General features: G+C 68.3%; 26 protein-coding genes and 1 other RNA gene. 16 read left to right on the forward strand and 11 right to left on the reverse strand.

The features are described 5' to 3' along the window. Positions 1-4 precede the first annotated feature (4 nt). Both ACWW1C_RS09010 and ACWW1C_RS09015 read left to right on the forward strand, forming a co-directional pair. Entirely contained in the window at positions 5-364 is a 360-nt protein-coding gene (locus tag ACWW1C_RS09010) for a DUF732 domain-containing protein (RefSeq protein ID WP_455983109.1), read from the forward strand. A gap of 16 nt (positions 365-380) precedes the next feature. Next, on the forward strand, positions 381-1,043 hold the full coding sequence (locus tag ACWW1C_RS09015; RefSeq protein WP_455983110.1) for a CAP domain-containing protein: 663 nt from the start codon (positions 381-383) through the stop codon (positions 1,041-1,043). A gap of 57 nt (positions 1,044-1,100) precedes the next feature. On the opposite strand, the gene ACWW1C_RS09020 is transcribed toward ACWW1C_RS09015, so the two are convergent. Next, complete coding sequence (locus ACWW1C_RS09020; protein WP_138248576.1) at positions 1,101-1,679, reverse strand: helix-turn-helix domain-containing protein; 579 nt, start codon at positions 1,677-1,679, stop codon at positions 1,101-1,103. A gap of 47 nt (positions 1,680-1,726) precedes the next feature. Here ACWW1C_RS09020 and ACWW1C_RS09025 point away from each other — a divergent pair, with 47 nt between their 5' ends. The 4 genes from ACWW1C_RS09025 (at position 1,727) to rnpB (ending at position 4,142) form a co-directional block, all read left to right on the forward strand. Next, entirely contained in the window at positions 1,727-2,692 is a 966-nt protein-coding gene (locus tag ACWW1C_RS09025; RefSeq protein ID WP_455983111.1) for an NAD(P)/FAD-dependent oxidoreductase, read from the forward strand. A 1-nt stretch (position 2,693) separates the two neighbouring features. Next, positions 2,694-3,323 carry a class I SAM-dependent methyltransferase gene (locus ACWW1C_RS09030; protein ID WP_455983112.1) on the forward strand — a complete coding sequence of 210 codons (630 nt, stop codon included), beginning with the start codon at positions 2,694-2,696 and terminating at the stop codon, positions 3,321-3,323. 28 nt (positions 3,324-3,351) lie between these two features. Continuing rightward, positions 3,352-3,702 (forward strand): hypothetical protein, encoded by a 351-nt coding sequence (locus ACWW1C_RS09035; protein ID WP_455983113.1) that lies wholly within the window; start codon positions 3,352-3,354, stop codon positions 3,700-3,702. A 25-nt stretch (positions 3,703-3,727) separates the two neighbouring features. Continuing rightward, positions 3,728-4,142: RNase P RNA component class A (gene rnpB / locus ACWW1C_RS09040), an RNA gene on the forward strand. Between the two features lie 5 nt (positions 4,143-4,147). Here the strand turns inward: rnpB and ACWW1C_RS09045 are convergent. After that, positions 4,148-5,653: a CYTH and CHAD domain-containing protein gene (locus tag ACWW1C_RS09045; RefSeq protein ID WP_455983114.1), complete on the reverse strand. Its 1,506-nt coding sequence runs from the start codon at positions 5,651-5,653 to the stop codon at positions 4,148-4,150. A 97-nt stretch (positions 5,654-5,750) separates the two neighbouring features. Between ACWW1C_RS09045 and ACWW1C_RS09050 the strand changes: the two genes are divergently transcribed. Then, positions 5,751-6,530 carry an enoyl-CoA hydratase/isomerase family protein gene (locus ACWW1C_RS09050; RefSeq protein WP_455983115.1) on the forward strand — a complete coding sequence of 260 codons (780 nt, stop codon included), beginning with the start codon at positions 5,751-5,753 and terminating at the stop codon, positions 6,528-6,530. 90 nt (positions 6,531-6,620) lie between these two features. Here ACWW1C_RS09050 and panB read toward each other — a convergent pair whose 3' ends face one another. Beyond that, on the reverse strand, positions 6,621-7,466 hold the full coding sequence (gene panB / locus ACWW1C_RS09055; RefSeq protein WP_455983116.1) for a 3-methyl-2-oxobutanoate hydroxymethyltransferase: 846 nt from the start codon (positions 7,464-7,466) through the stop codon (positions 6,621-6,623). Positions 7,467-7,627: 161 nt separating this feature from the next. On the opposite strand from panB, the gene ACWW1C_RS09060 reads away from it, so the two are divergent. From ACWW1C_RS09060 to ACWW1C_RS09090, 7 genes are all read left to right on the forward strand, one after another. Continuing rightward, positions 7,628-9,031 carry a WS/DGAT/MGAT family O-acyltransferase gene (locus ACWW1C_RS09060; protein ID WP_455983117.1) on the forward strand — a complete coding sequence of 468 codons (1,404 nt, stop codon included), beginning with the start codon at positions 7,628-7,630 and terminating at the stop codon, positions 9,029-9,031. A gap of 58 nt (positions 9,032-9,089) precedes the next feature. Then, positions 9,090-10,604: an alpha/beta hydrolase gene (locus tag ACWW1C_RS09065; protein ID WP_455983118.1), complete on the forward strand. Its 1,515-nt coding sequence runs from the start codon at positions 9,090-9,092 to the stop codon at positions 10,602-10,604. Between the two features lie 108 nt (positions 10,605-10,712). Next, positions 10,713-12,254: an alpha/beta hydrolase gene (locus ACWW1C_RS09070; protein WP_455983119.1), complete on the forward strand. Its 1,542-nt coding sequence runs from the start codon at positions 10,713-10,715 to the stop codon at positions 12,252-12,254. 82 nt (positions 12,255-12,336) lie between these two features. After that, complete coding sequence (gene glnA, locus ACWW1C_RS09075; RefSeq protein ID WP_455983120.1) at positions 12,337-13,680, forward strand: type I glutamate--ammonia ligase; 1,344 nt, start codon at positions 12,337-12,339, stop codon at positions 13,678-13,680. Between the two features lie 28 nt (positions 13,681-13,708). Then, complete coding sequence (locus ACWW1C_RS09080) at positions 13,709-16,669, forward strand: bifunctional [glutamine synthetase] adenylyltransferase/[glutamine synthetase]-adenylyl-L-tyrosine phosphorylase (protein ID WP_455983121.1); 2,961 nt, start codon at positions 13,709-13,711, stop codon at positions 16,667-16,669. Positions 16,670-16,674: 5 nt separating this feature from the next. Beyond that, entirely contained in the window at positions 16,675-17,319 is a 645-nt protein-coding gene (locus ACWW1C_RS09085; RefSeq protein ID WP_455983122.1) for a PaaI family thioesterase, read from the forward strand. Further along, positions 17,316-18,176, forward strand: a complete 861-nt coding sequence (locus ACWW1C_RS09090) for a TIGR03619 family F420-dependent LLM class oxidoreductase (protein ID WP_455984207.1) — start codon at positions 17,316-17,318, stop codon at positions 18,174-18,176. Before ACWW1C_RS09085 ends, ACWW1C_RS09090 begins: the two co-directional genes overlap by 4 nt. Here the strand turns inward: ACWW1C_RS09090 and ACWW1C_RS09095 are convergent, their stop codons facing one another. After that, positions 18,177-18,593, reverse strand: a complete 417-nt coding sequence (locus ACWW1C_RS09095) for a DoxX family protein (RefSeq protein ID WP_455983123.1) — start codon at positions 18,591-18,593, stop codon at positions 18,177-18,179. A 42-nt stretch (positions 18,594-18,635) separates the two neighbouring features. Then, positions 18,636-19,067: a DoxX family protein gene (locus ACWW1C_RS09100; RefSeq protein ID WP_455983124.1), complete on the reverse strand. Its 432-nt coding sequence runs from the start codon at positions 19,065-19,067 to the stop codon at positions 18,636-18,638. Positions 19,068-19,173: 106 nt separating this feature from the next. On the opposite strand from ACWW1C_RS09100, the gene ACWW1C_RS09105 reads away from it, so the two are divergent. Then, complete coding sequence (locus tag ACWW1C_RS09105; RefSeq protein WP_455983125.1) at positions 19,174-19,467, forward strand: SRPBCC domain-containing protein; 294 nt, start codon at positions 19,174-19,176, stop codon at positions 19,465-19,467. Between the two features lie 60 nt (positions 19,468-19,527). Here ACWW1C_RS09105 and glnA (ACWW1C_RS09110) read toward each other — a convergent pair whose 3' ends face one another. Beyond that, a complete protein-coding gene (glnA, locus tag ACWW1C_RS09110) occupies positions 19,528-20,964 on the reverse strand; it encodes a type I glutamate--ammonia ligase (RefSeq protein ID WP_455983126.1) in 1,437 nt (478 codons plus the stop codon). A 167-nt stretch (positions 20,965-21,131) separates the two neighbouring features. On the opposite strand from glnA (ACWW1C_RS09110), the gene ACWW1C_RS09115 reads away from it, so the two are divergent. After that, positions 21,132-21,623: an RDD family protein gene (locus ACWW1C_RS09115; protein WP_455983127.1), complete on the forward strand. Its 492-nt coding sequence runs from the start codon at positions 21,132-21,134 to the stop codon at positions 21,621-21,623. A 57-nt stretch (positions 21,624-21,680) separates the two neighbouring features. On the opposite strand, the gene ACWW1C_RS09120 is transcribed toward ACWW1C_RS09115, so the two are convergent. Genes ACWW1C_RS09120 through sucB form a run of 5 tightly spaced genes read right to left on the reverse strand, consistent with a single transcriptional unit; the run spans position 21,681 to position 26,841 of the window. Beyond that, on the reverse strand, positions 21,681-22,436 hold the full coding sequence (locus ACWW1C_RS09120) for a DUF4191 domain-containing protein (protein WP_455983128.1): 756 nt from the start codon (positions 22,434-22,436) through the stop codon (positions 21,681-21,683). A gap of 15 nt (positions 22,437-22,451) precedes the next feature. After that, positions 22,452-23,384 (reverse strand): lipoyl synthase, encoded by a 933-nt coding sequence (gene lipA, locus ACWW1C_RS09125; protein WP_455983129.1) that lies wholly within the window; start codon positions 23,382-23,384, stop codon positions 22,452-22,454. After that, a complete protein-coding gene (lipB, locus tag ACWW1C_RS09130; RefSeq protein ID WP_455983130.1) occupies positions 23,381-24,067 on the reverse strand; it encodes a lipoyl(octanoyl) transferase LipB in 687 nt (228 codons plus the stop codon). The genes lipA and lipB overlap by 4 nt, the downstream gene beginning before the upstream one ends. A gap of 25 nt (positions 24,068-24,092) precedes the next feature. Further along, on the reverse strand, positions 24,093-25,001 hold the full coding sequence (locus ACWW1C_RS09135) for a TIGR01777 family oxidoreductase (protein WP_455983131.1): 909 nt from the start codon (positions 24,999-25,001) through the stop codon (positions 24,093-24,095). A gap of 16 nt (positions 25,002-25,017) precedes the next feature. After that, positions 25,018-26,841, reverse strand: coding sequence for a 2-oxoglutarate dehydrogenase, E2 component, dihydrolipoamide succinyltransferase (gene sucB / locus ACWW1C_RS09140; RefSeq protein WP_455983132.1), 1,824 nt, complete (start codon positions 26,839-26,841; stop codon positions 25,018-25,020). Positions 26,842-26,945 lie beyond the last annotated feature (104 nt).

The following is a 26,945-nucleotide window of genomic DNA, read 5'->3' on the forward strand; positions in this document are numbered from 1 at the left end:
CCGCATGACCAGACGGTGGACTTTGGGGTTGCTCGCGGTGTTGGTGCTGGCCGTGCTGTCGGTACCTGCGACGGCCCAGGCTGACACGACGGCCTACCTGATCGGCGTGACCGTGCGGCCCGGCTACAACTTCCCCGACGGTGATGCGGCGCTGCGCTATGGCTACGGCATCTGCGACAAGGTGGCGGCCGGTCAACCATTCTCCCAGGTGATGGGCGACGTACGAGGCGATTTCAACACCGACGATGACTACCAGGCGTCGTATCTCATCTCGCAGGCCGTCAACGAACTGTGCCCCGCACAGATCTGGCAGCTGAGAAACTCCGCGGCGCACTACCAGTCGCCGCCCGGTGTTCATCCCTGACGCAAAGGAATCCAACATGAGACGTCGACCACTGGTGCTGTCCGCGTTGGCTGTCGTGCCCGTCAGCGCTGTGCTCTGCTCTCCGCTCACGCACGCCGACAACGGCAACACCCTCATCCCGAACAACAAGCGGCTCAACGACTCCGTGGTATCCAACGTCTACACCGTGCAGCATCAGGCGGGGTGCACCAACGACATCGCCGTCAACCCGCAGCTGCAGGAGGCCGCCGCACGCCAGGCCAGAGACATGATGGCGAACCGGAATCTGGACGGCGACATCGGTTCTGACGGATCCACACCCCAGGCGCGGGCGGCCGACGCCGGCTACCGCGGCGGGCCGGTGGCGCAGACGGTGGCCATCAATCCGGCGCTGGCGATCAGCGGAGTCGAGCTGATCAACCAGTGGTACTACGACCCGGTCATCAAGCAGATCATGTCCAACTGCGCGAACAACCAGATGGGCGTGTGGTCGGAGAACAGCCTGGACCGCACCGTCGTCGTCGCCGTCTACGGTCAGCTACCCGAACCGCCGCACCGCGACGGCAGGGAGGGCGGCACCAACAACGGCTTCGACCCGAGCCCCGACTACGACGGCAGCGACGAGATCGAACACTTCTTCAACTGGTTCCCCTGGATCCTCCGCGGGGTGAACCCGCCGCCGGCCTATCCGGCGAACTAGGGCTCTCGTGTGTCGCGAGTGTGCGGACAGATCGGGAAAAGCGCGGCGGATGCGGGCTCAGTTGCGGATGTGCAGCTTCTCGCCATGCGGCCCGAAGATGGCGATCGCCTCGACCGGGCCGTCGACGGTGCCGAACCAGTGCGGTGTCCACGTCGAGAACTCCACGGCCTCACCAGGTTTGATGGTGAAGTCGCGGTCGCCCAGCAGCAGCCGCAGATTGCCCGACAACACGTAGAGCCACTCCTGGCCGTCGTGCACCGGCAGCTCGGCGGGCGGTGTCCGGCGCCGGGTGCTCACCCGGATCTTGAACGTGTGCAGACCGCCGGCCGGCCCGCCGCGAGTGAGCGGCCAGTAGGTGATCCCGTCGCGGCTGTGTGACGCCCCACGGACCCGGGGATCCTCGGCTTCGGGTGCGCGCATCAGTTCGTCGGTGCTGATCGACAGGGCGGCGGCGAGCCGGGGCAGGTGGTCGAGCGCGAACCGGCGCTTACCGGATTCCAGGCGGCTCAACGTCGAGATATCGATATCGGCAGCGCGCGCAACGTCTTCCAGCGTCATGCCGCGTTGCGTGCGCAGTTCCCGCAGCCGCCGCCGGACCCGCGCCTCGATGTCGTCATCCTCAGGGTTTGCCTGCATGGCAAATTAGCTTGGCATTTTCGGCGTCGACCGGCAAGGTCGGTGTCATGAACAACGAATGGGAATGCGCCATCGTCGGTGGCGGGGCGGCGGGACTGAGCGCCGCGCTGGTGCTCGGCCGTGCCCGCCGACGCACGCTGGTCATCGACGCCGGTGAACAGAGCAACCGCGCGGCACACGGCATCGGGGGACTGCTGGGCCACGACGGGCGGCCGCCGGCGGACCTGTACGCCGAGGCGCGCCGCGAGCTCGCCGAGTACCCGTCGGTCCAGGTCATCGACGGGCAGGTGACCGGCGCAAAGGCTCACGGCGGCAACGCGTTCCGGCTCGACCTCGCCGATGGATCAGAGCACCACGCCCGGCGGATCCTGCTGGCCGGCGGCATGCGGTACGAGTCTCCCGACATCCCGGGACTGGCTGACCATTGGGGCCGATCGGTGTTCCACTGCCCGTTCTGCCACGGCTGGGAAGCGCGCGATCAGGCGCTGGCCGTCCTGGCCGATGGCGACCGCGCCGTGCACATGGCGCTGATGCTGCGAGGCTGGAGCGACGACGTCGTCGTCGTCACGAACGGTCCCTCAGGCCTGGACGACGACCAGTACCGCGCGCTGGACGACGCCGGTGTGCAGGTCGACGAGCGCAAGATCGTGAAATTCGCTTCACGCGACGGCGCATTGGCATCCGTGGTGTTCGCCGACGGCGACGAACTGAAGCGGGAGGGCGCGCTCGTGGCGAGCGCGCTGCGGCAGCGGACCGACCTGGCGGCCCAGCTCGGGGTGCGGCTCGCCCCGCCCGGCCCGGTCGTCGTCGACGCCGTGATGGTCGATCAGATCAACCGCACCTCCGTTCCGGGGGTCTTCGCCGCGGGCGACGTCTGCGCTCAGATGCCCCAGGTGGCCTCGGCGATCGCCGCCGGTTCCGCCGCCGCCGCCGCGATCGTGCAGAGTCTGCTGCACGACCAGTTCGGCCTACCCGTCATGCCCTGGCCCAACTTCGATCAGCAGGAGAACTGACATGTCCACGACCGAGACGCCGCAGGAACACTGGGAAGGCCGGTACGCCGAGAAGCCACAGATGTGGAGTGGCCGGGTGAACGCCCATCTGGCCACGGTCGCGGGCGGATTGACCCCGGGCCGCGCCCTGGACCTGGGCTGCGGCGAGGGCGCCGACGCGCTCTGGCTGGCCACCGAGGGCTGGAACGTCGTGGCGGTCGACATCGCCACGAATGCCCTCGATCGGGCCCGCAGCGCGGCCGAAGCCAGGGGAGTGGCCGAGCGCATCGACTTCCGGCACCACGATCTGTCCCACAGTTTCCCGGCGGGCAGCTTCGATCTGGTGTCGGCGCAGTTCCTGCATTCCACGGTTCATCTGGAGCGCCGGCAAATACTGCGGCAGGCGTCAGCAGCCGTCGCGCCAGGCGGCACGCTGCTGATCGTCGACCATGGCGAGGCGCCGCCCTGGGCCTCCAAACACATCCATGACCACCACTTTCAGTCAGCTGACGAGGTTGTCGCCGAGCTCGACCTGCCCGAGGAAGGGTGGCAGCGGCAACACGTCGGTACTGTGGAACGCGAGGCGATCGGTCCCACTGGCGAAGACGCCGTTTTGCGGGACAATCTGATTGTCCTGCGCCGCACGCACTGAGCCGTACGCACTGATCGGAGGTCACCAGGTGGTCAAGCACCGGCTCGACATCCGACTGGCTGCGGAGTCGATGCTCCTGGTGACCGCGTGCCTGTGCCTGCTGTTGGGCGGCCTCCAAGCGGCTGATTTCCTGACCGACGCCATGGGCAACTCGTTGGCCACCTCCGGCGACTGGTCGCTGGGACCCGCCGCCGCGCTGCTGCTGTACGGACCGCGGCAGGTGTGGGCGCACTGGGCGATCACGGTCCCGGTGATCGTGGTGCTCGGCCTCGGCCTGGCCGTCGCCCGAAGCCGCCGCGACGGGCCGCGCTGGCTGAAACAGGTGCTCCTGGCGTACGGCGCGATCGTCGTGCTGGACTCGCTGGTCGCGGCGCTCTGACCAGCTGATATGGTATCGGCGCGGACGAGTTGGCCGGGCGGCCGCGGGACCGAGAGGTTTCGAGGAAAGTCCGGACTTCACAGAGCAGGGTGATTGCTAACGGCAATCCGAGGTGACTCGCGGGACAGTGCCACAGAAAACAGACCGCCGACTGGGTCTCAGGGCGAAGCCCTGGGGTTCAGACGGTAAGGGTGAAACGGTGCGGTAAGAGCGCACCAGCATTCCGGGTGACCGGAGTGGCTAGGTAAACCCCACCCGAAGCAAGGCCAAGAAGGCCGCAACCTGGTTGCGGTTGCGCAGGTGCCCGAGGGCTGCTCGCCCGAGCCTGCGGGTAGGCCGCTTGAGGCACCCGGCGACGGTGTGCCCAGATGGATGGTCGCCGCCCCACCACCAGTGATGGTGGCGGGGAACAGAATCCGGCTTACAGGCCAGCTCGTCCGCCCCGCTACTTCTTGACCTTGCCCATGGCGCGGCCGAGCGCCTTGAGCGAGGCATCCAGTTGCAGCCGGGCGTACTCGGCGACCTCGGCCTCCTGCTGGTACAGGATGCCGTAGGTGAAGGAGTCCTCACCCGCGGCGTGCGCCGCCTCGGCCTGCTGCACCAGATGCCCGCGGCTGACGTAACTGTCCTGGTGATCACCGAGCAGCGTCTGGATGTCCTTGGCGCAGTCAGCGACCTTCGCTTCGCCCATGGCCGCGGCCGTGTAACGAAGACGCTTGGCGCCCTTCCGGATTCGGTGCAGCGCCTCCTCGCTGTCCTCGGCGCCGGTGGCCTCCGCGGCCTCGGCCCGGCGCACCGACTTGCGGACCCGGCGGTAGGCGCCGGCAACGGTCACCGGCTGGGCTTCCTCCTCCGCGGTGGCCGGCTGGGTGTTGTCGACGACGATCGCATCGAGTGCGTCGAGCAGGTGGAAGTAGCGCTCCGACCGCATGGCCGTGAGCGACCGGCGCAGCCCGGACTGGTAACGCCGCTGCGAGCCGTCGACCAGTCGCTCGCGCACCTGCCCACGCACCAGCTCCGGCGCGAGCCCCTTCAACGCGTCGTCGTACCGCTGTGCGAGCACTTCGGCGTCCCGCGCCGTGCCCAGTACCGCGGCCAGCAGCTTCAGCTCCTCGAGCACCCACTCGCGGTCACCCAGATTGCCGGTCTCCTGCAGCAGGCTGCGGATCTTGCGGATGGTGACCCGCATCTGGTGCACCGAATCGTAGGTGTCGGCGCGGACCGCACGATCCCAGTCGATCAGTTCGGACACGTGCGCCGCGATGGCGCGGTGCACCTTGTCCGTCGGCTCGGGGGCCGGCTGCGGGGCGTCCTCGCCCCGGGCCGCGGCGAGCACCTTGGCCAGCTTGGAGCCGTGCCCGGCGGGCTGCGCGCCCGCGTCGAAGAGCCGGTTGGCCAGTCGGTCGAGCAGTTCGGGGCCCGAGTCGGCCTCCTCCGAACCGGCACCGACCAGTTCCAGCTCCCACTCGCGCCAGGTCTGCAGGGATTCGCCCGCCGTGGCGGTCACGCGGTCGTCGCAGAATTCGGCCAGCTCGGCGTCGTCGGGGCCGTGCAGCATGGAGACGGTGCGCTCGGTTTCGATCCGTGCGACGGGTTGCAGCGGGCGGTCGCGCACGATCGCCAGCACGATGTCACGCAGTTCGTCGGGCACGCTCTCGCGCGCCGCGGTGATCGGCAGCCGCACCTCGGTGCGTGCGTCGGGACCGGCGGGCAGCTTCAGATGCCAGCCCGCGTCGGTGCCGCCGGTGCGGCGGCGCAGGGTGATCTTGTGTGCCGCCAGATCGTGGTCCGGGGTGTCGAAGTACACCGCGTCGAGGTGCGCGACGGGAAGTTGCTCGACGCTGCTGACGGCGGACAATCCGTCGAACGACGGGGATACCGTGCTGTCGCTCACCGCGAACTTGCGTTCAATCTCGGTGTGGCGGGACGGTTTACGCTTGCCAGCGGCCATGTTCACCTTCATTTGCGACCCGGGACGGGCAGTACCAACGCTGCCATCAGCGTGCCACATCGCGACGCGGCATCTGCTGCCGATAACGTCTTGACCCGTGACCGAATTCGAGACACTGAAGTTCGCCCAGTCCGGTGCCGTCGTGAATATCGTGCTCGACCGGCCCCAGGCGGCCAACGGCATGAACGACGCCCTCACCCGCGACCTGGCGGCGGCCGCCGTGTTGTGCGACACCCCGGCCGTGAAGGTCGTCACCCTGACCGGTGCCGGCCGGTTCTTCTGCGCCGGCGGCGACCTCAAGGCCATGGCCGCCGCCGCTGATCCGGGTGCGTTCGTCAAGGGGATCGCCGACGACCTGCACCGCGCCATGTCGACGTTCGCGCGCATGGACGCCGTGCTGATCACCGCTGTCAACGGCGTCGCGGCCGGCGCGGGTTTCCCGCTGGGCGTGTCCGGTGATCTGGTGCTGGCAGCCGAGTCCGCGTCGTTCACCATGGCGTACACCAAGGCCGGCCTGAGCCCCGACGGCGGATCGTCGTACGTGCTGCCGCGGCTGATCGGCCTGCGTCGCACGCAGGAACTGATGATCACCAACCGCGTGCTCACCGCGACCGAGGCCGCCGACTGGGGCCTGGTCACGCGCGTCGTGCCCGACGCCGAGCTGACCGCCGCGCTGGACGCGCTGGCCGCCGAGGTCGCCACGCAGGCCGGCGGCTCGAACGCCGCGGTCAAGCAGCTGCTACTGACCACCTACGGCGCCGACTACGAGACCCAGCTGGAACGCGAAGGCCGGCTGATCGCCAAGTGTGCGTCGTCGGCCGACGGCAAAGAGGGTGTCGGCGCGTTCGTCGGCAAGCGCAAGCCGGCATTCGGCTGAGCCGAATATCAGACCCGAGCGCCTAACGACGAGTGTGAGGGCTGCGCACGCGTTTTCGCGGATCAGCGTGCACAGCCCTCACACTCGTGCTCAGTAGGAGTGTTCCTCGGCGGGGAACACGCTGGACGCCACCTCGGCGGCGTATTGCCGTGCGGCACGGCCCAATTCGGCCCCGACGTCGCCGAAGCGCTTGACGAACTTGGCCGTCTTGCCGCTCGTCATACCCGCCATGTCCTGCCACACCAGCACCTGCGCGTCGCAGTTGGCTCCGGCGCCGATGCCGACGGTCGGGATGGTCAGCTTGCCGGTGATCTGGGTGGCCAGCTCGGCCGGCACCATCTCGAGGACGACGGCGATCGCGCCGGCCTCGGCCACGGCGATGGCGTCGTGGATGGTCTGGTCACCGGCATCGCCGCGGCCCTGGACGCGGAAGCCGCCCAGCCCGTTGACGCTCTGCGGGGTGAAACCGATGTGTGCCACGACGGGGATACCGGCCTGGGTCAGCGCGGCGATCTGCTCGACCATCCGCTCACCGCCCTCCAGCTTGACCGCGTGCGCGCCGGTTTCCTTCATGAAGCGCGTCGCGGTGGCGAGAGCCTGGCGCGGGCCTTCTTCGTAGCTGCCGAACGGCAGGTCGGCGACCACCAGCGCGTGCGGGGCGCCCTTGACCACCGCACGGGCCAGGGGGATCAGCTCGTCGATGGTGATGGGCAGGGTGGTGTCGTAGCCGTAGACCACGTTGGCCGCGGAATCGCCGACCAGCAGAACGGGAATCTCGGCATCGTCGAAAATACGGGCCGAGGAATAGTCGTAGGCCGTGAGCATCGCCCACTTGTGGCCTTCGGCCTTCCATTTGGCGAGGTGGTGGGTACGGACTTTGGTGCGCGGGGTGCTACAGACAGACTCCGGGGCAGCGCCGTAAACCTGATCAGACATCGTCGTCCTCAAATGTGTTGGTCGGTTCGAACCTCGAGGCCCATCTGGGTCCCCGGGACGTTTGACAGGGTCAAGTCTGCCACCACCGGACCCCCTAGGTGAACGACACGTGAAGTGGAATGCCTCACATTGGTTCAGGGGTGCCGCCTACGATCACGGCCATGCCCGGATACCAACGGCTCAGCGGCCTCGACGCCAGCTTTCTCTATCTGGAGACCGCGGTGCAGCCCCTGCACGTGTGCTCGGTGCTGGAACTCGACGCCGCCACCATTCCGGGCGGCTACACCTTCGACAAGATGCGCCAGATGCTCAGCGAGCGCATCGCGGCCATGCCCGAGTTCCGCGAGAAACTGGCCGACTCGCCCCTGAACCTCGACCACCCCGTGTGGGTGGAGGACCCGGATTTCGACATCGACCGGCACATGCACCGGATCGGGCTGCCGTCCCCGGGTGGCCGGGTGGAGCTCTCCGAGATCTGCGGGCACATCGCGGCGCTGCAGCTCGACCGGAGCCGCCCGCTGTGGGAGATGTGGGTGATCGAGAACATCGCCGGAACGGACGCACACAACGGCGGCCGGCTGGCCGTCATGGTCAAGATGCACCATGCCGGGATCGACGGGATCACGGGCGCCAACCTGATGTCGCAGCTGTGCACCCTCGAGCCGGACGCGCCGGCGCCCGAGCCCGTCGCGGGCAGCGGCACCGCATCCGAACTCGAGATCGCGGTGGGCGGCGCGGTCAAGTACTTCACCCGCCCGCTCAAACTGGCCAACGTGCTGCCCTCCACGGCGACCACCGTCATCGACACCGTCCGCCGCGCGGCCAAGGGACTGACCATGGCGGCTCCCTTCGCCGCCCCGAAGACCGCCTTCAACGTCAACGTCACCGCGCACCGCAATGTGGCTTTCGCCCAGCTGGATCTCGACGACATCAAGACCGTCAAGAACCACTTCCACGTCAAGGTCAACGACGTGGTGCTGGCCCTGGTGGCCGGGGCGCTGCGCCGCTACCTGGCCGAGCGTGACGCACTGCCGGAGTCCACGCTCGTGGCCATGTGCCCGGTGTCGGTGCACGGCAAATCCGACCGTCCCGGCCGCAACCAGGTGTCCGGCATGTTCGCCAAGCTCGAGACCACCATCGAAGACCCCGCCGAGCGGCTCCGGGCGATCGCCGACTCGAGCACCGTTGCCAAACAACACAGTTCGGCGATCAGCGCGACGCTGCTGCAGGACTGGTCGCAGTTCGCCGCGCCGTCGGTCTTCGGGGCCGCGATGCGCGTGTTCGCGGCGACCGGCCTGGCGGAGGCCAAGCCGGTGCACAACCTCGTCGTCTCGAACGTGCCCGGTCCGCAGGATCCGCTGTACATGCTCGGCGCCGAGGTCAAGGCGATGTACCCGCTGGGCCCGCTGTTCCACGGGTCCGGGCTGAACATCACCGTGATGTCCCTGGCCGGGAGGCTGGACGTCGGCCTGATCTCCTGTCCCGAGCTCGTCCCGGACCTCTGGGACATGGCCGACGAATTCGCCGGCGCACTGGAGGAGCTGGTTGCCGCCGCCACCGTCTGACGCCGCGCGGCAACGCCCTCATCAGGTCAGACCAGCGCTCATGGCACCATGGTCGACCATGAACCTCAGACGGGGGAGCCTCGCCGCAGCAATGGTCCTGGTGCTGGCGACGGGATGCAGCACGGTGATCGATGGACGCGCGATTCGCGCGGTGCCGAAGCCGGGTGCGCCCCTGCAGTGGTCGCCGTGCCAGACCACGTCCCCGGACTCCCAGTCGCGCATCCCGAAGGGGGCCGAGTGCGCGATGCTGTCGGTGCCCGTCGACTACAGCAAGCCCGACGGCGACGTCGCGCAGCTGGCGCTGCTGCGGATCAAGGCGACCGGCGACAAGATCGGTTCCCTGGTGATCAACCCCGGCGGACCGGGGGAGTCCGGCGTCAGCGCGGCGGTGTCGCTGCTGAACAACATTCCCGACTCGGTGCGTCAGCGCTTCGACCTCGTCGGCTTCGACCCCCGCGGCGTCGGTTCCTCCAAGCCCGCGGTGTGGTGCAACTCCGACGCCGACAACGACCGCCAGCGCGCTGATCCGCAGGTCGATTACTCGCCGGCCGGTGTCGCGCACATCGAATCCCAGACCAAGGAGTTCGTGCAGCGCTGCGTCGACAAGATGGGCAAGGACTTCCTCGAGAACGTCGGAACCGCCAATGTCGCCAAGGATTTGGATGCCATCCGGGCCGCGCTCGGCGACGACAAGCTGACGTACCTGGGTTACTCGTACGGCACCCGGATCGGCGCGCAGTACGCCGAGGACTACCCGGACAAGGTGCGCTCGATGATCCTCGACGGCGCCGTCGACCCCAACGCGGATCCGATCGAGGCCGACATCAACCAGGCCGCCGCGTTCCAGACCGCGTTCAACAACTACGCCGCCGACTGTGCGACCAGCCCGGACTGTCCGCTGGGCACCGACCCGGCCAAGGTCAACGACGTCTACCACAGCCTGGTCGACCCACTGGTCCAGAAGCCTGCTGCCACAAAGGATCCGCGCGGCCTGAGCTACAGCGACGCGTTGGTCGGCACCATCCTGCCGCTCTACTCACCGGCCATGTGGAAGGACCTGACCGCCGGCCTGAGTGAGCTCAAGGACGGCCACGGCGACATCATGCTGCGACTCGCGGACGCTTACATGGGCCGCGATGCCGACGGCCACTACGACAACTCGACCGACGCCCGCGTGGCGGTCAACTGTGTCGACGAGCCGCCGATCACCGACCGCACCAAGGTCATCGCCGAGGACAAGCGCACCCGCGAGGTGGCGCCGTTCATGAGCTACGGCCAGTTCACCGGCGACGCCCCGCTGGGCACCTGCGCCTTCTGGCCGGTGCCGGCGACGTCCAAGCCCCACGAGATTTCGGTCAAGGGCCTGGCACCCACGCTGGTGGTGTCGACGGTCCACGACCCGGCGACGCCGTACCAGGCCGGTGTGGACCTGGCCAAGGAACTCGGTGGCAGTCTCCTGACGTTCGACGGTACCCAGCACACCGTGGTGTTCCAGGGCAACGGCTGCGTCGACGACCACGCCGCCAGCTATCTGGTCAACGGGACCATGCCGGACGCCGGCGCGAAATGCTGAGTCGCGAAAAGTCGAGTGCCGCCGCGAGATAACTGTTCGGTCACCGTCTGATTGCCGGGTTGTCTCCCTCCGGAACCAGGCTTCGACACAGCTGCGCGCCGTGCGACCATGTTTGCCATGTTGCGGGCGGGCAGTCGGGGACGACGGTGTGCGGTAGGGGTCGTCGGATTGCTGGTGGCCATCAGCGCCGCGCCGGGATCGGTCGCGCATGCGGCCCCCGAATCCCTGCAGTCCTTCTACGAACAGGCGCCGGCCTGGAGCAGCTGCGAACCGTTCATCGGTGACACCACGGACCTGCCGACAGCACGGTGCGCCAACATCAGCGTCCCCGTCGATTACGCGAATCCGCAAGGGCCGCAAGCGAAGCTGGCCGTCATCCGGGTCCCGGCTTCTGGCCAGCGGCTGGGTGTCCTGCTGGTCAATCCGGGTGGTCCGGGAGCGTCGGCCGTGAACACCGTCGCCGGCATGGGCGCCGTCCTGGCCGACACCGAGATCGGCCGCAGCTTCGATCTGGTCGGTTTCGACCCGCGTGGCGTGGGGCATTCGACGCCGCCACTGCGGTGCCGCAGCGACGCCCAGTTCGACGCCAACCGGCGCGACCCGATGGTCGACTACAGCCCCGCCGGGGTGGCGCACATCGAAGCCGTCAGCGCGCGCACGGCGCAGGACTGCCTGCAGCAGATGGGCAGCAGCTTCCTGGCCAACGTCGGAACCGCCTCGGCGGCAAGGGATATGGACGTCGTGCGGGCCGCGCTCGGGGAACCGCAGATCAACTATCTGGGCTTCTCATACGGCACCGAGCTGGGGGCGGCGTACGCCGAACGGTTCCCGGACCGGGTGCGCGCCATGGTGCTCGACGGTGCCGTCGACCCCAATGCCGATCCGGTCACCGAGAACCTGCTCCAACTGGCCGGATTCCAAACGGCTTTCAACGACTATGCGGCGGACTGCGCGCAGTCACCCGGCTGCCCGCTGGGTACCGACCCGACGCAGTCCGTGGCGCGATACCAGCAGCTGGTCAATCCGCTCGCCGTGCGCCCGGGCCTGACGTCCGATCCGCGCGGCCTGAGCTACTCCGACGCGATCACCGGCACCATCAACGCGCTCTACACGAAGAAGTACTGGAAGTTCCTGACCAGCGGGCTGCTCGGACTGCAACGCGGCGGCGATGCCGGTGACCTACTGCTGCTGGCCGACGATTATCAGCACCGTGATCAGAACGGGCGCTACGCGCCGCTGCAGGACGCGTTCACCGCGATCCGGTGCGTCGACGCGCCTTTCCCGACCGATCCCGCGACCTGGGCGGCCGCCGACCAGCGGGCGCGTCAGCTCGCGCCGTTCATGAGCTACGGCCAGTACACCGGCTACGCGCCGCGCGACGTCTGTGCCATGTGGCCGGTGCCCGCCACCTCCCGTCCCCACACGCCGGCGTCGCCCGGTCCGGGCAAGGTCGTCGTCGTATCCACGACGCATGACCCGGCCACGCCGTACCAGGCCGGGGTGAACCTGGCGCAGGAACTGGGCGCGTCGCTGATCAGTTACGAGGGCACCCAGCACACGGTGGTCTTCAGCGGCAACCGCTGTGTCGACACGGCCGTGGTGGCGTTCCTGACCCAATCTGTGCTGCCGGCGGCCGGATTGCGGTGCTGACCTGAGCGTCTCACCAGCGAAACATGCCGAACAGAGTCCACTTGGTAACACGGATTTAACAGCTGCTGCCTACGCTGCGGACATGGATCGCCAGAAGGAATTCGTGTTGCGCACGCTGGAAGAACGCGACATTCGCTTTGTCCGGCTGTGGTTCACCGACGTGCTCGGATACCTCAAGTCCGTGGCGATCGCGCCGGCCGAGCTGGAGGGCGCCTTCGAAGAGGGCATCGGCTTCGACGGATCCGCCATCGAAGGCTTCGCCCGCGTCTCGGAAGCCGACATGGTGGCCCGCCCGGATCCGTCCACGTTCCAGGTGCTGCCGTGGACCACCAAGAGCGCCGGCAAGCACTACTCGGCCCGCATGTTCTGCGACATCACCATGCCCGACGGTTCGCCGTCCTGGGCGGATTCGCGCCATGTGCTGCGCCGTCAGCTGTCCAAGGCCGGCGATCTGGGCTTCTCCTGCTACGTGCACCCGGAGATCGAGTTCTTCCTGCTGCAGCCCGGCCCCAACGACGGCTCGGTGCCGGTCCCGGCCGACAACAGCGGCTACTTCGACCAGGCCGTGCACGACTCGGCGCCAAACTTCCGCAGGCACGCCATCGACGCGCTGGAGTCCATGGGCATCTCGGTCGAGTTCAGCCACCACGAGGGCGCGCCCGGCCAGCAGGAGATCGACCTGCGCTATGCCGATGCCCTGTCGATGGCCGACAACGTCATGACCTTCCGCTACCTGGTCAAGGAAGTCGCGCTCAACGAAGGTGTGCGCGCCACGTTCATGCCCAAGCCGTTCAGCCAGTACCCGGGCTCGGCGATGCACACCCACATGAGCCTGTTCGAGGGCGAGACCAACGCCTTCCACAGCGCCGACGATCCGCTGCAGCTGTCGGACGTCGCCAAGTCCTTCATCGCCGGCATCCTGACCCACGCCAGCGAGATCAGCGCCGTCACCAACCAGTGGGTGAACTCCTACAAGCGGCTGGTGCACGGCGGCGAGGCGCCGACGGCCGCGTCGTGGGGCGCCGCCAACCGCTCCGCCCTGGTCCGGGTTCCGATGTACACGCCGCGCAAGGCGTCGTCGCGCCGTATCGAGGTGCGCAGCCCCGACTCGGCATGCAACCCGTACCTGGCGTTCGCGGTGCTGCTGGCCGCCGGTCTGCGCGGCATCGAGAAGGGCTACGAGCTCGGGCCGCAGGCCGAGGACAACGTCTGGAACCTCACGCCCGAGGAACGTCGCGCGATGGGCTACAAGGAGCTGCCCGGCAGCCTGGGTGTGGCGCTCGGCGAGATGGAGAAGTCCGAACTCGTCGCCGAGGCCTTGGGGGAGCACGTCTTCGACTACTTCCTGCGCAACAAGCGCAGTGAGTGGGAGTCCTACCGCAGCCATGTGACACCGTTCGAGCTCAAGGAATACCTGTCTCTGTGATGGCCTGAAGGTGCGCTAACGTCGGGTGGTGCCCAACCCCGCGACGCAGCGCCCCACACAGCCCAGCGTCGGGCGCCTCGGATTGGTGACGCCTTCGGCTCGGGCGGATCTGGACCGGCTCGGCTGGACGACCGACGCGCACGTCCCGTTGTTGTGGTCGCTGTCGCGTGCCCCTGACGCCGACAGCGCGCTGCGCGCCATCGTGCGGATAGCGGACGCCCTCGAAGGTGACTGGGCCGAACTCAGCACGCTACTGGTGACCGACACGGCGCTCCGGGGTCGGCTGTTCGCCGTCCTGGGCTCCTCGCTGGCCCTGGGCGATCACCTGGTGGCACACCCCCTTTCGTGGCGACTGCTGCACGGTGACATCACGCTGCCGTCCCGTGCCGAGCTGCTCGACGACTTCGAGCGGTTGGCGGCCGAAGTCGCCGGTACGCCAACGGCTTCCGCGGTATTGCAGACCTACTACCGCGACCGCATCCTGGTGCTGGCCGCGCTGGACGTCGCGCCGACCGTCGAGAACGAGCCGGTGCTGCCGTACGTCGAGGTGGGCGAGCACCTGTCCGACCTGGCCGATGCGGCGCTCGGGGCGGCCTTGGTCGTCGCGACCCGCACGGTGTGTGGCGATGAGGCCGGACCCCGGCTCGCCGTCATCGCCATGGGCAAATGCGGTGCGCGCGAACTGAATTACGTCAGCGACGTGGACGTCATCTTCGTGGCCGAGGCGGCGGATTCGGTGACCACCCGGGTGGCCGGCGAGATGATGCGATTCGCCGGTGAGACCTTCTTCGAGGTCGATGCCGCACTGCGGCCAGAGGGCAAAGCCGGTCAACTGGTGCGCACCCTGGAGTCGCATGTCGCGTACTACCAGCGCTGGGCCAAGACCTGGGAATTCCAGGCGCTGCTGAAGGCCCGGGCGGCCGTCGGCGATGCCGAGCTGGGCGAGCAGTACATCGACGCGCTGATGCCGATGGTCTGGGCCGCTTGTGACCGCGAGGATTTCGTGTCCGATGTGCAGGCGATGCGCCGCCGCGTCGAGGAACTGGTGCCCGCCGGGGTGCGGACGCGGGAACTGAAATTGGGCAAGGGCGGCCTCCGGGACGTCGAGTTCGCGGTGCAGCTGCTGCAGCTGGTGCACGGCCGCAACGACGATTCCCTGCATGTCGCCTCGACGGTCGACGCATTGGCGGCGCTCGGCTCCGGTGGTTACATCGGTCGCGACGACACCGCGAATCTCACTGCGTCCTATGAGTTTCTGCGGCTGCTGGAGCACCGGCTGCAACTACAGCGGCTCAAGCGGACCCACCTGCTGCCCGAGGACGGCGACGACGAAGCGTGGCGCTGGCTCGCGCGGGCGGCGCACATCCGGCCCGACGGTCAGCACGATGCGCTCGGGGTGCTGCGCGAGGACCTGAAGCGGCAGAACATGCGGGTGTCCCGGCTGCACGCCAAGCTCTTCTACCAGCCGCTGCTGGAAGTGGGGAGCCACTTCGGTCCGAGCCTGACCACCGCCGCGGCCGAAAGGCAGTTGGCCGCACTGGGTTACGAAGGACCGCAGAGCGCCCTGACGCACCTGGCCGCTTTGACGAGTGCGAGCGGGCGCCGTGGCACGGTGCAGCAGGTGCTGTTGCCGACGCTGCTGGACTGGCTGTCGGACACCCCGGACCCCGACGCGGGCCTGTTGGCGTACCGGCGGATCAGCGAGGAACTCGGGGACCAGCGCTGGTTCCTGTCCACGCTGCGCGACGAGGGCGCCGTCGCCAAGCGGCTGATGCGGGTGCTCGGCACCTCGGCCTATGTACCGGAACTGCTGATGCGGGCGCCGGAGGTCCTCCAGCAGTACGCAGACGGTCCGCAAGGGCCGAAACTGCTTGAGGTGGAACCGGATGCGGTCTTCCGCGCGCTGGTCGCCTCGGCCGGGCGGCATGCCGACCCGGCCCGGGCCATCGCCGCCGCACGCACGCTGCGTCGTCGTGAGCTGGCCCGGGTGGCCTCGGCCGACCTGCTGGGGCTGCTCTCCGTCGTCGATGTCTGCAAGGCGCTGACGTCGGTGTGGGTGGCGGTGCTGCAGGCTGCCCTCGATGCCGTGACCCGGGCCCGCTCGGGACCCGGCGGTCCGCTGGCGCGCATCGCCGTCATCGGCATGGGCCGGCTCGGCGGCGGCGAACTGGGCTACGGCTCGGACGCGGATGTGATGTTCGTGTGCGAACCCGTCGAGGGTGCGGCCGGGGTGGACGAATCCGCCGCGGTGCGCTGGGCGATCGGAGTCGCCGAGCAGGTGCGAACGCTGTTGGGGCAGCCCAGTAGTGATCCGCCGCTCGAGGTCGATGCCGGACTACGTCCCGAAGGGCGAAACGGCTCGCTGGTGCGGACTTTGGCGTCGTATGAGACGTACTACGCGCAGTGGGCGCAGCCGTGGGAGATTCAGGCTCTGCTGCGGGCCCACCGGGTGGCGGGCGATCTGGAACTCGGCGAGCGGTTCCTGCTGATGGCCGACAAGACCCGGTACCCGGCCGACGGCGTCTCGGCGGACGCGGTTCGAGAAATCCGGCGGATCAAGGCCCGGGTCGACGCCGAGCGGCTGCCCCGCGGCGCCGACCCGAACACCCACACGAAGTTGGGCCGCGGTGGCCTGGCCGACGTGGAGTGGACCGTGCAGCTGCTCCAATTACGTTATGCGCCCAAGGTTCCCACGCTGCACAACACCTCGACGCTGGAAGCGCTTGATGCCATCGAAGCGGCCCAGCTGATCGAGGGCGACGAAGCGGACATCCTGCGTCAAGCCTGGCTGACTGCCACCCGCGCGCGCAACGCCCTGGTGCTCGTGCGCGGCAAGGCCACCGACCAGCTGCCCGGTCCGGGCCGTCAGCTCAACGCCGTCGCGGTGGCCGCCGGCTGGCCGAGCGGTGACGGCGGCGCCTTTCTGGACAACTATCTGCGCGTGACTCGTCGTGCCAAAACCGTGGTGCGCAAAGTGTTTGGGGAGTAAGCAGCGTGACAGAGGCAATTGGTAGTTCCTCCTTCGACGTGATCACCGCCGAGGAGTACCAGCGCCAGTGCGCCGTGTACGAGCCGTTCACCGATGCGGTCCGCAAGCTGATCGATGCCGGGATTCGTACCGGGGTCGATGCGGCGACCCTCGCCGATGCGCAGGCCGAGATCGAAGCGATCGTGGACAAACTTCTTGCGGTGGAAAAGCCGGTGCCCTCGATTGTGCGGCTCGCCGACACCGGCCGTCCGCTGTCTTACGCCAATCCGACTGTGGGGCTGCGCAACGCCATCGCCCCACCCATGGGCATCACCCATGACGACGGTCCGGACGGCCGCTGCTGGGCGCAGTTCGACCTGGGGCTGCCCTACGAAGGTCCGCCCGGCCTCGTGCACGGCGGAATCTGTGCCATGGTGCTGGATCAGCTGCTCGGCGAGGTGGCCAGCGCCCGGCTGACCAAGCCGCATTTCACGGGCACCATCACCGTGCGCTATCTGCGCGGCACCCCGCTGGGGCGGGTCCGGGCCGAGGCCTGGGTGGACCGCACCGACGGCGTCAAGACCTTTGCGCGGGGCACCCTTTCGGACGCCGAGGGCGTCACCGTCGAAGCCGACGGCATCTTCATCCGCCCGCAATGGGCGCGCGGGTGAAGTTCTACGTCTCCCTGGCCTTCCTCGATATCAACGAGCTGGTCGAGATCGCCCGGGCCGCAGATGAACTCGGCTACGACGGCATCGCGATCCCGGATCACGTGGTGAACCTGGAGACGCTGAGCACGCCATACCCGTACACGCCCGACGGGCAGCGGCGCTGGCAGCCGTTCACGCACTGGCCCGATCCGTGGGTGCTGGTCGGCGCGCTGGCGCAGGTGACCAGCCGCGTGAAATTCGTGACCACGGTGTACATCCCGGGCATGCGCGATCCGTTCTCGGTCGCGAAGTCCGTCGGGACCGCGGCCTGTCTGTCCGGCGGCCGGGTCGAGTTCGGTGTCGGCGTGGGCTGGTGCGCCGACGAATTCGCTTTGATGGGGCAGGCTTTCGAGCGCCGCGGCAAACGTACCGACGAGATGCTGCAGCTGATCCGGCAGCTCTGGCAGCCAGGGTGGACGTCGTTCGACGGCGAGTTCTACCAGGTGCCGCGGCTGGAAATGGAGCCCACACCGCCGCCGGTGCCCATCTACGTCGGCGGGCTCAGCGAGATCGCCCTGCGCCGGGCCGCGCGCCACGACGGCTGGATCGGCGACCTGATCACGTTGGAGCAGGCCATCATCGCGGCCACCCGGGTGCGCGAGCTGCGCGTCGAAAACGGTTTACCGCTCGAGCGTTTCGAGATTCTGACGCCGTTGTCCGATGCCTACCTGCCGGAGCATTTCGAGCGCGCCGCGGAGGCCGGCATCACGGGCAACGTCACGATGCCCTGGATGTTCTACAGCGGTCCGCAGGCCACGCTGGACGAGAAGATCAACGGACTCAAGCGCTTTCGCGCGGACCTGGGGCTCGACGGCTAGCTAGCGTTTCCGTAGCGCGTCCAGGGAGAGCGCTCCACCGCCGGTGAACACCAGCAGGAACAGCGCAAAGCAGTAGAGGACCGCGGGCTCGCCGCCGTTGGCGATGGGCAGCAGGCCGTGCGGCTGGTGCTCCATGAAATAGGCGAAAGCCATTTCGCCGGAACCGATGAAGGCGGCGATGCGGGTGGCCAGGCCGGTGAAGATCAGGATGCCGACGATCAGTTCGATCGCACCGGCGTACCAGCCCGGGAAGCTACCGAAGGCAGGCGCGGCCATGCCGGGTGCGGTATCGACGGGCCACTTGAACAGCGTGGTGGCGCCATGGAGCGCGAACAGGAAGCCGATGACTATCCGGAAGACGGACAGGACGAGGGGGGCGACAGTGTCGAGGCGGGATTCGATGTCCAGCTGAGCCATGGGTCGATCCTAGGGTGCGTCGAGCCCCGGCGCCGATGTGCGTCAGCCTTTTCGGCGCAACGCATCCACTGCGTACGCGCCGCCACCGATGAAGACCAGCAGGAAGAAGCCGAAGCAGTACACCACGGCGAGTTCACCGCCGTTTTCGATGGGCAGCAGGCCATTCGGCTGGTGCTGGGTGAAATAGGCGAAGGCCATCTCGCCGGAGGCGATGAAGGCCGCGATCCGGGTGAACAAGCCGGTGAGGATCAGCAGGCCGACGACGAACTCGATGAGACCGCCGTACCAGAACGGCCAGGTGCCCACCGGGACCGCGGCGCCGACGAGCTCGCCGGCCTTGTTCGGCATGCCGACGGGCCAGGCGAACAGTTTCTGGGCGCCGTGGATCGTCAGGAGGAAACCCATGACGATGCGGAACAAGCTGATGACAGCGGGGGCCTGCGCGGAGAGCCGAGTGTCCAGTCGAGTCGTCATGGACCGACGGTACGACCGGCCGCACGGTTGCGAGCCGCCGTGCGCGGCCGCGTTATCGGACCGTCATCGGGTTGGTGCCTGGCGTGAATTTCGGCGGTGGAGACGCATGACCGATTCGGTGACCCTCGTTCGGACCTTCGACGCACCGCAGGACCTGTGGGTGGGCAGCTTCCTCGAACTCGATCCGCCGCACCGCGTGGTGTTCGACCTGACCGATGAACCCGACAACCCGGAGCGCCTGCCGGTCACGGTGACGCTGCGGCCCGTCGACGGCGGCACCGAACCGACCCTGGCGCAGCAGACGCCCGGCTGGCCCGCCGAGGACCGCGCCGCGCTCGAGCACGGTTACAACGCGTTCCTCGATTCCATGGGCCGGCTGCTGGACCGGTTGCCCGCCTGACTGGGCGCAGATGCAAACTGCCCCTCTCCGGGAGGAGAGGGGCAGTTGTGCGTCCGCGACTCAGCAGTCGTAGTAGAGCGAGAACTCGTACGGGTGAGGGCGAATCTGCACCGGCAGGATTTCGTTCTCCCGCTTGTACGAGATCCAGGTCTCGATCAGGTCCTCGGTGAACACGCCGCCCTCGGTGAGGTAGTCGTGATCCTGCTCGAGGCGGTCGATGACGGCAGCCAGCGAGGTCGGGGCCTGCGGGATGTTGGCGGCCTCGTCCGGCGGCAACTCGTAGAGGTCCTTGTCGATCGGAGCCATGGGCTCGATCTTCTTCTTGATGCCGTCGATACCGGCCATGAGCATCGCCGAGAAGGCCAGGTACGGGTTACCCGAGCTGTCCGGGCAGCGGAACTCGAGGCGCTTGGCCTTCGGGTTGTTGCCGGTGATCGGGATACGCACACACGCCGAGCGGTTGCGCTGGCTGTACACCAGGTTGATTGGGGCCTCATAGCCCGGCACCAGACGCTTGTAGGAGTTCACCGTCGGGTTGGTGAACGCCAGCAGCGACGGGGCGTGGTGCAGGATGCCGCCGATGTAGTGGCGCGCCATGTCGGACAGGCCCGCGTAGCCGGACTCGTCGTGGAACAGCGGCTTGCCGTCCTTCCACAGCGACTGGTGGGCATGCATACCCGAGCCGTTGTCGCCGAACAGCGGCTTCGGCATGAAGGTGACGGTCTTGCCGTTCTGCCATGCGGTGTTCTTGATGATGTATTTGAACAGCAGCACGTCATCGGCCGCGGCCAGCAGCGTGTCGAACTTGTAGTTGATCTCGGCCTGGCCGGCGGTGCCGACCTCGTGGTGGCCGCGCTCCAGGGTGAAGCCGGAGTTGATCAGGTTGGTCGACATGTCGTCGCGGAGGTCGACGTAGTGGTCGTACGGCGCGACGGGGAAGTAGCCACCCTTGGGGCGGACCTTGTAGCCGCGGTTGGCGGAGCCGTCGGCCTCGAAGGGCTCGCCGGTGTTCCACCAGCCCGACTCGGAGTCGACCTCGTAGAAGGTGCCGTTGATCTTGGAGTCGAACGCCACCGAGTCGAAGATGTAGAACTCGGCCTCGGCGCCGAAGTAACAGGTGTCGGCGATGCCGGTGCTGGCCAGGTAGTTCTCGGCCTTGCGTGCGACGTTACGCGGGTCGCGGGAGTAGGCCTCGCGCGTGAACGGGTCGTGCACGAAGAAGTTCATGTTCAGCGTCTTCGCGGCGCGGAACGGGTCGATGCGCGCGGTGTTGGCATCCGGCAGCAGCATCATGTCGGATTCGTGGATCGACTGGAAGCCGCGCACGGATGAACCGTCGAACGCGAGGCCGTCTTCGAAAACGCTCTCGTCGAAAGCCGAAGCCGGGATCGAGAAGTGCTGGACAACACCAGGCAGATCGCAGAAGCGAATGTCGACGTACTCGACGTTCTCGTCCTTGATCAGCTTGAAAATGTCGTCAGACGTCTTTTCTGCCACGTAAGTGATCTCCTTTACTGGTGTTACCCGCGGTTGAACCTAGGGACACGATGTTGCACGCCAATCAACCGTATGTTTCGCGGACGTTACGCGATCGTCTGTTTCTGAATCGCGGACCGTCCCCAACGCGGTTCGGTTGAACGAACGCGCACGCCTATCCTGACAGCATGTCCGGTGCAGATGGATTTCGGCTCGGTTCATGGCTGTCCGGGCCTGAATCGCAGCGCCCCGTTGATGACTCCACATATCCCGGTAAAGCCCTTGGGCTGCCGGAATCCGGCCCCGGTTCCCTCGCGCGATTCGGCCGTCGATTCGCCGCGCTGTTGGTGGACTGGCTGATCTGCTACGGCCTCGGCACCCTGAGCGTGGTGTTCGGCGGGCTCAGCGAATACGAATATCAATACGTCTGGCACGGCACGCCCGCGATGATCGCCTGGGTCGTCGTCGGCACCGTGTCGGTGCGCCTGTTCACCTTCACCCCGGGCCAGTTCGTGCTGGGACTGCGCGTCGTATCGGTCGGCCGGAGCCAGTACGTCGGACTCGGCCGGGCCTTCGTGCGCATGCTGCTGGTGCTGCTGGCCGTGCCGGCGCTACTGACCGACGCCGACGGCCGCGGGCTGCAGGACCGGCTGACCAACACCGCCGTCCTGCGCCGCTGACCACGGTGATTTGTGCACGAAAATCCGCGCCGACCGCGGATCATCGTGCACAAATCCCTACTTGCGACGGGCGGTGCGCTGCATGCCCTTCATCTTGGCTCCTGCGGGCAGCGGGCCCTTGGGCAGACCGCCGGGGCCCAGCTTCGAACCGAGGGCGGCCAGCCGGGATTCCAGCGCGTCCATCTGCTTGGTGGTGATGTTGGCGGGCAGCTTCGTCAGGTGCCGTTCCAGTTTGGACAGCGGCACCTGGTCCTCTTCGTTGCCGACCACGACGGTGTAGATCGGCACCTCGCCGACCAGTCGAGCGGTGCGCTTCTTCTCCTGCGCCAGAAGCGGTTTCAGGCGCTGCGGCGAACCCTCGCCGACGAAGATCACACCCGGGCGGCCGACCACGCGGTGCACGGCGTCGAAGCTGCCGGTCGCGGCGACGCCCTGCGTGACCCGCCACTGGCCGCGCATGTTGTCCAGCGCCCAGGCCGCGGCGCCGGTCTGGCCGTCAGCCTTGCTGTAGACCGACTTCTGCGCCCGCCGGCCGAAGATGATGAACGCGACCAGGCCGCCGAGCAACACACCGAGGATGGGCAGCGTCACCCACGTGAAGATGCTGTCCGAGTACACGGCCATGCCGACGCCGAGAGCCACGATGAGGACGAACGCGGCGATCATGTACGGCAGGAGCCGCTTGTCCTCTTTGCGCTGAATCTGGAACGCCTGCCAGAGCTGGGCGCGGCGCTGCTTCGAGGCGGCCTTGCGGGCCGCCTTCGCCTCGGCCTTCGCGGCCTTCACAGCGGCAGGATTGGTGGTCTTTGCCATGCCACCAGGATAGATTCAGGAAACCGGTGGGCGTAACCGGGCAGCCTGGGCGTACAGCTTCCCGGCCCGGTAGGACGACCGGACCAGCGGTCCGGCCAGCACACCGGCGAACCCGAGACCCTCCGCGAACTGCTGGTGCTCGACGAATTCCTCCGGCCGCACCCACCGCTCGACGGGGTGGTGCCGCGGCGACGGACGCAGGTACTGGGTGATGGTGACGATGTCGCATCCGGCGTCGTACAGGTCCTGCAGGGCCACGCGGATTTCCTCGGGCGTCTCGCCCATCCCCAGGATCAGGTTGCTCTTGGTCACCAGGCCGTAGTCGCGGGCGGCGGTGAGCACGCCCAGGCTGCGCTCGTAGCGGAAGGCCGGGCGGATGCGCTTGAAGATGCGCGGCACCGTTTCCACGTTGTGCGCGAACACTTCTGGGCGCGAGTCGAAGACCTCTTCGAGCAATTCGGGCACGCCGTTGAAGTCGGGTGCCAGCAGTTCGACGCCGGTGTTCGGATTGAGCTCGTGGATCTGGCGAACCGTCTCGGCGTAGAGCCAGGCGCCGCCGTCGGGCAGATCGTCGCGGGCCACACCGGTGATCGTGGAGTAGCGCAGGCCCATGGTCTGCACGCTCTCGGCGACCCGGCGGGGTTCGTCACGGTCCAGGTCTGCGGGCTTGCCGGTGTCGATCTGGCAGAAGTCGCAGCGGCGGGTGCACTGCTCGCCGCCGATGAGGAAGGTGGCCTCGCGGTCTTCCCAGCATTCGTAGATGTTGGGGCAGCCGGCCTCTTCGCACACCGTGTGCAGACCCTCGCGTTTGACCAGGCTCTTGAGGTCTTTGTATTCGGGGCCCATCTTGAGTTTGGTCTTGATCCACGGCGGCTTGCGCTCGATCGGCGTCTCCGCGTTGCGGACCTCCAGGCGGAGCAGCTTGCGGTTACCGGGATCCACACTCATGGTGTCGATGTTAGTGCGGTGTAGGGGGTGCCGACGGCCGCCCCGAGTGCCGAGCACACCGCGGCGGCCACCCGGTCGATGACGTCCCCGGGTGTGACCTCTCGGCCCAGCTCCTTCGTCAGCGACGTCACACCCGCGTCGGCGATGCCGCACGGCACGATGCCACCGAACGCGCCCAGGTCGCAGTTGCAGTTCAGGGAGAAGCCGTGCAGCGTCGTGCCACGGGCGACGCGGATGCCGATGGCGGCGATCTTGCGTTCGGGCCGCAGCCCGTCGGCCGCCAGCCAGACGCCGGACCGGCCGTCCACCCGGATGGTCTCCAGGCCGAGTTCGGCGCACACCGACATCAGCGCATCTTCAAGCAGCCGAACGAATTTCACCACGTCGAGCGGCTGCGCCAGGCCGACGATCGGGTAGCCCACCAGCTGTCCGGGGCCATGCCAGGTGATCTTGCCGCCGCGGTCGGTGTCGATCACGGGCGTGCCGTCGGTCGGGCGCTCGTGCGGTTCGGTGCGACGGCCGGCGGTGTACACGGGCGGGTGCTCGAGCAGCAGCAGCGTGTCGTTGCCGCGCTCGTCGGAGCGGGCGGCGGCGAGTTCGCGCTGGAGTTCCCAGGCGTCGTTGTAGTCGATGGTGCCCAGGCGGCGCACGTCGATCGGGCCGCCGGCAGATCGGATCGTCACCGAACTGACGCTACCCCTGCCGGACTCAGGCTGCGTTGGGGGCGGTGACGTACGACAGCGCCTCGCCGATGGTCCGCTGGTGGAACTCGAAACCGGCGTCCTCAAGCGCGGCCGGGATCGCGCGCTGGCCGCCGAGCAGGCCTTCCTCGGCGAACTCGCCGAGCGCCGCCCGCAGCGCGAAACCCGGCATCAGCAGCGGGGTGGGGCGGTGCAGTGCCCGTCCCAGCGCCTCGGTGAACTCACCGTTGGTCACCGGTGCCGGGCCCGTCAAGTTCAGCGGCCCGGACAGGTCGTCGTGATTCAGCGCGAACAACAGGGCCCGCACCTCGTCCTCGAGCGTGATCCACGGCATGTACTGGCGCCCGCTGCCCAGCCGCGCACCAAGCCCGAGCCCGAAGACGGGACGCAGCCGGGCCAGCATGCCGCCCGCCGGCGCCAGCACCAGGCCGGTGCGCGCGAGCACGACGCGGACACCCGCGTCGGCCGCCGGCCGGGTGGCGGCCTCCCAGTCCAGGCAGAGCCGGGCCAGGAAACCGGCGCCGGCAGGGGACTGCTCGTCGGCGATCCGGTCCCGTGTATCGCCGTAGAAGCCAACGGCACTGGCGTTGATGAGCACCGGGACCCCGGCGTCGACGACGGCGTCGGTCAGCACCTCGGTGGGGCCGATGCGACTGTCGCGCAGGCTCTGCTTGAACGCCCCTGACCACCGGCGGGATCCGATGCTCACCCCGCACAGGTTGACGACGGCGTCGACGTCATGCAGTGCGCGCCAGTCGAAGTCGCCGGCGTCGGGGTTCCAGTAGACCTCGTCGGCGTTGGCTGGTTGACGGCGCACGATGCGCACCACCCGATGGTCGGTGGCACGGAGCGCCGACACCAGTGCGGAGCCGATGAGTCCCGACGAGCCCGCGATGGCTATGACCGCGTGCGCCATGCGATTACCGCCCGGCCTAGAGACCGAGGTCGGCCTCGAACGCACCCTCTTCGAGACGACGTTTGATGGTGGTCACGAACCGTCCGGCGTCGGCGCCGTCGATCAGGCGGTGGTCGTACGTCAGCGGCAGGTAGCAGACCGACCGGACGCCGATCGACTCGTTGCCGCCTTCGTCCACGACGACCCGCGGCCGCTTGACGATGGCACCGGTGCCGAGCATCGCCGCCTGCGGCGGAACCAGGATCGGGGTGTCGAACAGGGCCCCCTGGCTACCGATGTTGGTGATGGTGAAGGTGCCACCGGCCAGCTCGTCGGGCCGCAGGTTGCCCGAACGGGCGCGGTCGGCGATGTCCACGATCGCGCGGGCGAGGCCACCGAGGGACAGGTCACCGGCGTTGTGCACGACCGGCGACAGCAGGCCCTGCTCGGTGTCCACCGCGAAGCCGAGGTGCTCGGCGTCGTAGTAGGTGATCTCCTTGGTTTCCTCGTTGTAGCTGGCGTTGACGTTCGGGTGGACCTTCAACGCGTCGATCACCGCGCGGGCGATGAACGGCAGGTAGGTCAGGTTCACACCCTCGCGCTCGGCGAACGAGTTCTTGGCGCGCGCCCGCAGCGAGACGATGCGGGTCATGTCGACCTCGTGGGTCTGGGTCAGCTGCGCCGTGGTCTGCAGCGACTCCCGCGTCTTCTTGGCCGTGATCTGGCGAATGCGAGTGGCCTTCTGCGTGGTGCCACGCAGGTGGGCCAGCGCCGGAGCGGGCGCCGCCGCCGGGGCCTTGGCGGCCGGAGCGGTGGGGGCAGACGCAGCGGGGGCCGGAGCGGCCGGCGCCTTGGCGGCCTCGGCCGCGGCGAGCACGTCCTGCTTGCGGATGCGGCCACCGACGCCGGTGCCCTGCACCGAAGAGAGATCAACGTTGTTCTCGGCAGCCAACTTTCGCACCAGCGGCGTGACGTATGGGCTGGCATCGTCAGACGGTGCGGCCTGCGCGGACGGAGTTGCGGCCGCGGGTGCCGGCGGCGGGGTCGGCGCGGCAGGGGCCGGCGGAGCCGGCGGGGGCGTCGGCGCGGCGGGTGCCTTCGGGGCGGGGGGAGGCGTCGGCGCAGCCTTGGCTTCGGGCTCGGGCTGCGGCTCGGGCTCGGGGGCCGGAGCCTTCGGGGCGGGCGCCTCGGCGGGGGCGGAACCGGCGGCACCGATCTTGGCGAGCTCGCCGCCGATGGACACGACGTCGTCCTCGTCGGCGGTGATGGACAGCAGCACGCCGGCGATCGGCGACGGGATTTCGGTGTCGACCTTGTCGGTGGAAACCTCGACCAGGGGTTCGTCGACCTCGACGGAGTCGCCGACCTTCTTGAGCCAGCGGGTGACGGTGCCTTCGGTGACCGACTCGCCGAGCGTCGGCATCACGATCGAGGTGGCGTCGGCGGCATCGGAAGCCGCCGGCGCGGGGGCCGAAGCGGGTGCCGGGGCCGGAGTCTCAGGGGCCGGAGTCTCGGGGGCCGGAGCCGCCTCCGCGGCGGCCGGCTCGGCGGCCGGGGTGGGCTCGGGTGCGGGAGCAGCCGCGGGCTCGGGGGGCGAAGCGGGGGCTGCGGCCGGTTCCGAGCCGGCCTCACCGATGACGGCGAGCTCGCCGCCGATCTCGACGGTGTCGTCTTCCTGCGCAACGATCTTGGTCAGGACGCCTGCTGCCGGCGACGGGATTTCGGTGTCGACCTTGTCGGTGGAGACCTCGAGCAGGGGTTCGTCGACCTCGACGGTGTCGCCCTCCTGCTTGAGCCATCGAGTGACGGTTCCCTCGGTAACGCTCTCACCGAGTGCGGGCATCTGGACGGAGATGGCCATTACGTTGACTCCTCGAAAAGTCGCTCGTCACTTCGAATGTCTACAGGGCCCATCCTGTCATGCTCGCGCAGTCGGGGAGTGGCGGGCCGGGACTTTGTCCCGCT

It is taken from the genome of Mycobacterium sp. HM-7 (genome assembly GCF_053852335.1).